The organism is Streptomyces sp. NPDC003635, from assembly GCF_053587635.1.
This window is the reverse complement of sequence record NZ_JBSFOK010000050.1, coordinates 52,950-60,443: the sequence shown is the minus strand read 5'-3', so window position 1 is coordinate 60,443 and position 7,494 is coordinate 52,950. Positions and strand designations below refer to the sequence as shown.

Sequence of the window (7,494 nt, the reverse complement as noted above, 5' to 3'; positions counted from 1 at the left end):
CGACCCGCTACGACAAGACCGCCGAGTCCTACCAGGCAGCCGTCACCCTCGCCTCGCTCCTGATGTGGGCGTGACAATTGAAGACAACTCCTAGCACCGGCCCGGTCAACCATGGACAGCCGCGGAAGCATAAGGGCAGGTCAGCCGTCTAGGGTTAAGGTCACGAAGAGCCTGATCGTGTCGGGGTGAAGAGTTCACGCGGCCCGCGTACGCGGTACCGTCGCGACATGTCCTGCGCTGCCGCAACGCTCTATGGAATTGCTGGGGCCCTAGAGGTCATCGGCCTGATCGTGACGGTCGTCGACATCACCGCCGCACGTAGGCGCATCGGCGAGTTTCTGACCCGCACGCGCCATGTATTCGGTCAGGAAACCATCCGCGGTGAGGAATCGTTCACCCCTCCAGTTAGACCCGGCGAGGCCGAGTCGCTCGATGAGCGGCTGAAGGCCCTGGAGCAGTGGGCCCAGGGTGTACCGCAACAGATGGCTACGTGGGATGACCGAATCACTAGCTACCTGAGCCGCGACTACCGAAACGAGATCAACGCGGTACAGAAGACGATCGGCGATCAGCTCGACGGGCTGCGGGAGTACGTGGAGGGCAGCCAGCAAAAGGCCTGGGACAGCTACAAGGGGCCGATCCTGCTCGTCTTGGGTGTGCTCGTCGGTACGGCCGCGAATTTCGTTGCGCTGGGCTGACGGGACGCGCACCTCGCAGTGGCTGCCTCCCGGCATGACCGCCGCCAACGTCACCCTTGCCTGGGTGTGCGTCCTCGGCCGTCGGCTGCTCTCGTCGGCATCCGTTTCTGGTCCTTCGGGGTCCAGAACACCTCTGGCCAGAGCAACCGCTCCCTTCACACCGCCGGTGGACTGCACTCGGTGGTGCTGGGAGAAAGGTGGGAGAAGATCTTCTCCCACGATCGGCGAGATGCCTTGCCAGACCAATCAATACCAAGGCTCTGACCTGCGCGTTTGCCGCACTGATCAGGTGTGGATCTTGCCCGGACCTTATTCGGGACGAAGAGGTCGTGGGTTCAAATCCCGCCACCCCGACGCTGGTCAGAGGCCACATACCAAATTTGGTATGTGGCCTCTTTCATGCCCGGAGGGCCAAACAGGGGGCCAAAAGAATTTTTTGACTACCTGCTTCGCGCCGAACGCCACCCCGCTAGGTGAGAGCGTCGTTGTTCGCCAGTGTCGGGAAGCCTGAGCACCGGAGTTGGCATCCCTTCTTCTCTCAGGGATGCGGCCAACCTTGACGCGGGCCGCGAAGAGGAGCTGCTGCGATTTCTGTGGCGAGTCCTCGCCTGGGGCAGCGGCTCGAGGCTCCGCCTCAACCGGCAGCGCATCCGAGCGGTGGCGGATAACCCGTCCTCAGCCGTGGCGGCTCTGCGCCATGCTCTGCAGGTGGCTCGCGAAGATCCGGCGGATGCGTACGAAGCTCTGCGGCCGGGAGGCCGCAACGCCATCGCGTATCTGGGTCCGGCGTTCTCGACCAAGGTCCTGTATTTCGCCGGCAGGGGCGCTCTCGACCACCCGTGCGTGATCCTCGACTCCCAGGTAGCCGCCACGCTCAGGGACATCTGCAAGTGGGACTCACTCGGTGATGGCGGGTGGCCCACCAGCACCTACGTCCGGTACTGCGCGCTCCTGGACCGCTGGGCCCACGAGGAGAGCAGGCAGCTCGGGCGCCGCATCGGCATCGACGAGATCGAACGGTGGCTGTTCAGGCCCTGACCGGCCATGGTGGAGCGGGAGCGGATCGACTCCTAAAGCAGCAACGGTGCCAAGCACTCATTCAGCCTTGTGCAGCATCTGGGCCAGCAGCAGGGCGCCTCCGGTCGCTGCCCCTACCGCTCCCGCGGCCAGGAACCCGCGGGAGGAACGCCAGGACAGCACCGACCACCGCGACTGCGCGGAGAACAACGATCCTGTGCTCAGCCACGACCCGGTTGAGATCAGCGACAGGGCGGAGCCGATCGAGCCGACCGACAGGGCGCTTCCGATCGAGCCCACTGACAAGGCCGAACCGACGGATCCCACGGACAGCACAGATCCCACTGAACCGATCGACAACACAGAGTCCTGTGACCACAAGGACAGCACTGAACCAGAGGAGGCACGTCGGACTGACCGTACGGACGGTTTTGTCATGAGGCCATCCTGCCCGGTGGTCGCTCTGTCTTGGGAGGTTGAGGAAAACCCAGGGCTTCCTGACCATCGCCGTGGACGGGAGTCTGTTCCTGCTGGGGGTGTGGGGGGCGGGGGCCGGGGAAGGTGGAGGGGATCGAGTTGAGGAGTTTCATGACCGATCCCGATAGGGAGCGCGATGAGTTGGAGCGGTTGCGGAGCGAGGTGCGTGATCTTCGTGCTCGTGCCCTGACCCATCCACTGATCGCACACGCCCAAGGCATCGTCCAGGAGCGGTACGGCCTGGCCGACGGGGACAGCGCCTTCGCGTTGATGCGGCGGGCCTCGCAGCAGCACAACGTGCGGATGCGCACCCTCGCCGAGGCGTTGGTGACCTTGCCGCGGCCCGAGGAGCGCGTGCCCCTGTGGTTTCCCCGGCGCGTCCGCACCGCCGAGCCTCCGCTGACCTACCCGGCCGCCCGGGAGGCCGGGAGCGGCAACCGGGGCACTGTCCTGCGGGCCGTGCTGAGCCAGACGCTCGCCGTGGTCGACACCCCGATGGGCAATGTGCAGCTCGCCGACCGGGCCCGGGGCGGGCTGCGCATGGAGGAGCACACGGGGCTCACCGAGGACTTCGTCGGCTTCTTCGCCCACGTCGGCGCGGAGGGCACCTCGTGCGCCCAGGCGGCGCGTGACGTCGCCCAGGTCACCGTGCGGGACGTCGAGAACGCCCCCGTGTTCACCGAGCCGGCCCGGGAGGCGATCCTCGCGGCGGGCAGCAAGGCCTGCCACAGCGTGCCGCTGACCACCGCCGGCGGTCTGTGCATCGGCATGGTCTCCGCCCATTTCGACCGCCGCGTCGCGGACATGACGGCCGCCCAGCGCAAGGCCTTGGACGTGGTCGGGGCGCAGAGCGGTCGCTGGCTCGCCTGGCACGACCGCACCGTGGTCCTGGACGCCCTGGAGTATCTGCACTCCCTTGGCCGCAGGGCCGGGCGGCAGCGCTGAACTGCCCCACGGTCTGGAGCGGCGGTCAGCCCTCCTGGCCGGCTCAGGGCCCCCACCGGCGGAGCCGATCGGGGGCCTGAGCGGTTCTGGGGGGCCTGTTTCCACCGGCGTTCCAGGCATTCCCGAACGCCCCTCCAGGTCAGTCGACGAGGTTGAGTAGCGGCACGTCGATGTTGCCTGGCTAGGAGGGAGCGTCCATGGGCGGCTCATCGCTCAGGCCCGCCGGTACGTTCAGCGCTGTGCGGGAGGCCGTCGAGGTCGCGGGGCGGCACGCCGGGAAGGCCGACCTTGACCGACGGTTGCCCGGTGAGGTCGTCGAGGCCCTCGTCGCCGCCGGAGTCGCCCGGCACTTCGTGCCCGCGCGGTGGGGTGGGCGCGACGGCGGGTTCGAGGAGCTGCTCGATGTCGTGGCCGCCGTGGGTGAGGGGTGTACCTCCGCCGCCTGGGTCGCCTCCGTCACCGCCGGGGCCGCCCGCATGGGTGCCTGTCTGCCCGAGGATGGGCAGCGGGAGCTGTGGAGCGGCGGGGCCGACACGCTCGTCGTGGGAGCGCTCAACCCGGCCGGGCGGGCCGTCGCGGTGGACGGTGGGTGGCGGCTCAGCGGGGAGTGGGCGCTCGTCAGTGGGGTCGACTTCGCCGACTGGGCACTGGTGTGCGCCCTCCCCCACGAGGGCACACACCACAGCCGAACCGCCCTCCCCAGCGGGGGCGCACACCAAAGCAGGACCGCCATCCCCGGGGGGAGCCCTCTCCCCGACGGGAGCCCCGCCCAGACCGGGAACCCCCTCCCCAACGGCTCCGCCCTGCACAACGGAAGCGCCGCCCCCAGCGAGAGCCCCCTCCCCAACGGGAGCGCCACCCACAGCAAGAGCCCCCTCCCCAGCGGAACCGCCGCCCCCACCGGGAGCCCCGCCCACACCGGGAACCCCCTCCCCCACGGCTCCGCCCTACACAACGGAAGCGCCACCCACAGCGAGAGCCCCCTCCCCACCGTGAGCGCCACCCACAGCAAGAGCCCCCTCCCCAGCGGGACCGCCGCCCACACCGGGAACCCCGCCCACACCGGGAACCCCCTCCCCACCGTGAGCACCACCCCTCGCGAAACCCCCCTCCCTACCAGCCCCGTCCTCCCCCCCGAGGGTGCGCCCCCCTACTTCTTCGCTCTCCCCCGGCGGGACTTCCGCGTCCTCGACACCTGGTTCAACGTCGGTATGCGAGCCACCGGCAGCAACACCCTGGTCGTGGAGGACGTGTTCGTGCCCTCGTATCGGGGCGTCGCTCGGGACGCCATCTGGCAGGGGCGGGCCGTCGGGTCCGTCGCGCCCTGTCATACCGCGCCCTTGCGGACCATCAGCGGCACACTGTTCGCGGCCCCGGCGCTCGGCGCCGCGCGTGCGGCCGTGCGGGGTTTCGCGGAGCGGACGGGTGGCCGCGCGACCTCCTCGCTCCCTGTCGTGCTCGCCCGCGCCGAGGGGGAGGTCGACAGCGCGGAGCTGTTGCTGCGCCGCGTGGCACGGGCGGCCGACGAGAGGGGCGACGGCTCCCGCTCGCCCCGGGACTGCGCGCTCGCCGCGGAACTGCTCGTCGACGCCGTGGAACGGCTCTTCCGGTCCGCCGGATCCTCGGCGCAGGCGCAGGACGAGCCCCTTCAGCGCATCTGGCGCGATGTGCACTGCGTGGCCAGTCATGCCGCCCTGCGGTTCGAGACCGCGGGCGGTGCGCGAGGCGGTCAGCTGCTCGGCGCCGCCTCCTGAGCCGACAGTCCGGCACCGCCACCGAATCCCAGAGAAGGGTGACAACGTTGCAGCGAGAGACCGCTCCGCCGTTCGCCGATCCTGGCCTCTACGCGGAGATCACCCAGTTCTACGCCTGGCACATGGCGCTGATGGACGATCAGCAGCCGGACGCCTGGGCCGACGCCTACACCGAGGACGCGGTGTTCGAGGAGCCGGGGCGCAGCAACGTGCTGCGCGGCCGCGAGGCCATCCGGGCCTCGATCAGCAAGCGCACCGCGGAGCTCGCCGCGGCCGGCACCGTCATGCGGCACTGGACGAGCAATCTGTCCGTCACCCCGCGGCCGGACGGCACCCTCAGCGCCCGGTACTACTCCCTGGCCATGCGGGCGCCCCGGGGAGAGCGGCCGGACATCTTCGCCCATGTCGTCTGCCGGGACGTGCTGGTCCGGGAGGGCGAGCGGTGGCTCATACGGCATCGGCACGTCGGCATCGACGCCCTGGAGAAGTGAGGGAACATGCGGATCGGAATCGTGTTCTTTCCCACCGTGGGACCGGCCGACAAACCCGCCGACCAGTACTTCGACGAATGCCTGCGGCTCGTGGACCTGGCGGAGGAACTGGGCTACGACCACGTCAAGATGGTCGAGCACTACTTCTTCACCTACGGCGGTTACAGTCCCGACGCAACGACATTCCTCGCGGCCGCGGCGGGCCGGACGCGCCGGGTCAGGCTCGGTACCAGCGCCACCATTCCGGCTTTTCAGCACCCCGTGAAACTCGCCGGAAAGCTCGCCATGCTCGACAATCTTTCCGGCGGGCGGCTCGACGCGGCTTTCGGACGGGCCTTTCTGCCCGACGAGTTCGAGGCGTTCGGTATTCCGATCGACGAGAGCCGCAGGCGTTTCACCGAGAATGTCGCGGCCATTCAGAAGCTGTGGTCCGAGGAAAACGTCGTGTGGGACGGGGAGTTCCACAGGTTCGGGCCCGTCACCCTGCTGCCCCGGCCGGTGCAGCGGCCGCATCCGCCCGTCTTCGTGACCACCGCGCAGAGCCTGGGCTCCGTCTCCGACGCCGCCCGGCTCGGCCACCACCTCCAGACGGTGCCGAACGCCATGTCCCGGGAGGCTCTGGAGGAGCGGCTGCAGCTGTTCCGCACGGAGTGGGAGGGGGAGGGCGAGCCGCGGATCCACCTCAGCTATCCGACCGTCGTGAACGAGGACGGCGAGGTCGCGCGCAAGGCGGGGCGGGCGGACGACGAGGCCAACACGGTGTCCTTCCGGACGGCGGTCGAGTCCTGGCGCACGGTGTCCAGTGAGGCGTACCCCGGTTACGGCAAGCTCGCCGAGAAGTTGGCCAAGGGCTCCGACTTCGACGGCAAGGTGGCCGCCAACAAGCTGCTGGTCGGCACGCCGGACTCGGTGCGGGGCCAGCTGGAGACGATCGCCGAGTGGTTCGGCGACGACGTCACCCTCAGCCTGGGTGTCCACTCGGGGCATCTGTCGTACGAGGACGCGGCCACCACCTTGCGGCTGCTCGCCGAGAAGGTGCTGCCGACGCTGTGAACAGGACTGTGCCGTCCCGGTCGGCCCCGGGACGGCACAGTCCTGTCAGACGGCCAGCGCCGCCCGGTCCAGCAGCGGCTTCCACCAGGTCGGGTTGTCCTGGTACCAGGCGACCGTGGCGGCCAGCCCTTCGTCGAGGGAGATCGCGGGGCGGTAGCCCAGCTCCTCCTGGATCTTGCCGATGCTCAGCGAGTACCGGCGGTCGTGCCCCTTGCGGTCCTCGACCGGCCGCACCCGCTCCCAGCCCGCCCCGCAGGCCTCCAGCAGTCGCCCGGTCAGCTCGCGGTTGGTCAGCTCGGTGCCGCCGCCGATGTGGTAGACCTCTCCGGCCCGGCCGCCGCGCAGCACCAGTTCGATGCCGACGCAGTGGTCGTCGACGTGCAGCCAGTCGCGCACGTTGCCGCCGTCCCCGTAGAGCGGGACGTCCTCTCCGGCCAGCAGTCGGGTCACGAAGAGGGGGATGACCTTCTCCGGGAACTGGTGCGGCCCGTAGTTGTTGGAGCACCGGGTCACCACGACGTCCAGGCCGTGGGTGCGGTGGTGGGCCAGGGCCAGCAGATCCGAGCCGGCCTTGCTCGCGGCGTAGGGCGAGCGCGGGGCCAGCGGCTGGTCCTCGCGCCAGGAGCCGGTGGGGATGGAGCCGTACACCTCGTCCGTGGAGACGTGCACGAAGCGGCCGAGGCCGTGCCGGTGGGCCGCGTCGAGCAGGACGCCCGTGCCGGTCACGTTGGTCGTGATGAACGGCAGCGCCCCATGGATCGAGCGGTCCACGTGGGACTCGGCGGCGAAGTGCACCACCACGTCATGGCCGGGCAGCACGGAGTTGACGAGTTCCACGTCCCGGATGTCACCCTCGACGAAGGTGAGACCGGGATGGTCGGCCACGGACCGGAGATTGGTGAGCGTGCCCGAGTAGGTCAGCGCGTCCAGTACAGTGACTTTCGGATCCGGGATCTTCGGAAATCGTCCCGAGAGTAAATTTCGCACGAAATGGGAGCCGATGAAACCGGCGCCGCCGGTGACGAGAATCCTCATGTTCGCAGAGACTGAGGACCTCGG

At 69.2% G+C, this 7,494-nt stretch carries 8 protein-coding genes; 6 read left to right on the top strand and 2 right to left on the bottom strand.

The annotated features are described in order from the left end of the window. Positions 1 to 227 precede the first annotated feature (227 nt). Positions 228 to 698 (top strand): hypothetical protein, encoded by a 471-nt coding sequence (locus ACWDRW_RS33530; protein WP_451730101.1) that lies wholly within the window; start codon positions 228 to 230, stop codon positions 696 to 698. A gap of 495 nt (positions 699 to 1,193) precedes the next feature. Beyond that, positions 1,194 to 1,736: an 8-oxoguanine DNA glycosylase OGG fold protein gene (locus ACWDRW_RS33525; protein ID WP_451730098.1), complete on the top strand. Its 543-nt coding sequence runs from the start codon at positions 1,194 to 1,196 to the stop codon at positions 1,734 to 1,736. A gap of 57 nt (positions 1,737 to 1,793) precedes the next feature. Here ACWDRW_RS33525 and ACWDRW_RS33520 read toward each other — a convergent pair whose 3' ends face one another. Beyond that, the gene (locus ACWDRW_RS33520; protein ID WP_451730096.1) at positions 1,794 to 2,153 is read right to left on the bottom strand and encodes a hypothetical protein; all 360 of its coding nucleotides are present in this window, start codon (positions 2,151 to 2,153) and stop codon (positions 1,794 to 1,796) included. A gap of 150 nt (positions 2,154 to 2,303) precedes the next feature. On the opposite strand from ACWDRW_RS33520, the gene ACWDRW_RS33515 reads away from it, so the two are divergent. The 4 genes from ACWDRW_RS33515 to ACWDRW_RS33500 all read left to right on the top strand — a co-directional run bounded on the left by ACWDRW_RS33515 (position 2,304) and on the right by ACWDRW_RS33500 (position 6,435). Next, positions 2,304 to 3,137, top strand: a complete 834-nt coding sequence (locus tag ACWDRW_RS33515) for an ANTAR domain-containing protein (RefSeq protein ID WP_451730093.1) — start codon at positions 2,304 to 2,306, stop codon at positions 3,135 to 3,137. 197 nt (positions 3,138 to 3,334) lie between these two features. After that, positions 3,335 to 4,891 (top strand): hypothetical protein, encoded by a 1,557-nt coding sequence (locus tag ACWDRW_RS33510; RefSeq protein WP_451730091.1) that lies wholly within the window; start codon positions 3,335 to 3,337, stop codon positions 4,889 to 4,891. 47 nt (positions 4,892 to 4,938) lie between these two features. Next, complete coding sequence (locus tag ACWDRW_RS33505; protein WP_451730088.1) at positions 4,939 to 5,382, top strand: nuclear transport factor 2 family protein; 444 nt, start codon at positions 4,939 to 4,941, stop codon at positions 5,380 to 5,382. A gap of 6 nt (positions 5,383 to 5,388) precedes the next feature. Next, positions 5,389 to 6,435: an LLM class flavin-dependent oxidoreductase gene (locus ACWDRW_RS33500; protein WP_451730085.1), complete on the top strand. Its 1,047-nt coding sequence runs from the start codon at positions 5,389 to 5,391 to the stop codon at positions 6,433 to 6,435. 45 nt (positions 6,436 to 6,480) lie between these two features. Here the strand turns inward: ACWDRW_RS33500 and rfbB are convergent, their stop codons facing one another. Further along, positions 6,481 to 7,470 carry a dTDP-glucose 4,6-dehydratase gene (rfbB, locus tag ACWDRW_RS33495; protein ID WP_451730083.1) on the bottom strand — a complete coding sequence of 330 codons (990 nt, stop codon included), beginning with the start codon at positions 7,468 to 7,470 and terminating at the stop codon, positions 6,481 to 6,483. Positions 7,471 to 7,494: the final 24 nt, after the last annotated feature.

Excerpts from the sequence above, each read along its gene's own strand:
- ACWDRW_RS33530 (WP_451730101.1), top strand. The coding sequence starts at position 228 with ATGTCCTGCGCTGCCGCAACGCTCTATGGAATTGCTGGGGCCCTAGAG.
- ACWDRW_RS33520 (WP_451730096.1), bottom strand. The coding sequence starts at position 2,153 with ATGACAAAACCGTCCGTACGGTCAGTCCGACGTGCCTCCTCTGGTTCA.
- ACWDRW_RS33515 (WP_451730093.1), top strand. The coding sequence starts at position 2,304 with ATGACCGATCCCGATAGGGAGCGCGATGAGTTGGAGCGGTTGCGGAGC.
- ACWDRW_RS33510 (WP_451730091.1), top strand. The coding sequence starts at position 3,335 with ATGGGCGGCTCATCGCTCAGGCCCGCCGGTACGTTCAGCGCTGTGCGG.
- ACWDRW_RS33500 (WP_451730085.1), top strand. The coding sequence starts at position 5,389 with ATGCGGATCGGAATCGTGTTCTTTCCCACCGTGGGACCGGCCGACAAA.
- rfbB (WP_451730083.1), bottom strand. The coding sequence starts at position 7,470 with ATGAGGATTCTCGTCACCGGCGGCGCCGGTTTCATCGGCTCCCATTTC.